This window comes from Enterovibrio norvegicus (genome assembly GCF_002876705.1).
GTDB classification, from domain to species: domain Bacteria; phylum Pseudomonadota; class Gammaproteobacteria; order Enterobacterales; family Vibrionaceae; genus Enterovibrio; species Enterovibrio norvegicus_B.
The window spans coordinates 1-245 of the sequence record NZ_MDAG01000047.1 but is presented as its reverse complement, the minus strand read 5'-3'; the positions used below and the strand labels follow the sequence as shown (position 1 = coordinate 245).

Below are 245 nucleotides of genomic sequence, written 5' to 3'. Positions count from 1 at the left end.
GGCGGTTTGTTCACCATTAACCCCAGCACGGGAGAGGTCACCGTTGCGGGGGGACTTGACTATGAAACGGCCACCGAGCACACAATTACTGCGTTGGCCACATCGACCGATGGTTCAACATCCAGCAAGACGATTGTAATCAATGTCAGTGATGACAAAAGCGAGTATTCAACGTCGTCTGTCACAGACATCGATGGCGTGAATAGCGTGGTGTCAGAAAACATTGCACTAGGGTCAACCGTCGG

The 245-nt window shown here is 51.8% G+C and carries 1 protein-coding gene; it reads left to right on the top strand.

Features of this window, described 5'->3' with window-relative positions:
* The coding region (locus tag BCT27_RS19150; RefSeq protein ID WP_133153387.1) for a cadherin repeat domain-containing protein at positions 1-245 on the top strand (245 nt) is incomplete at both ends.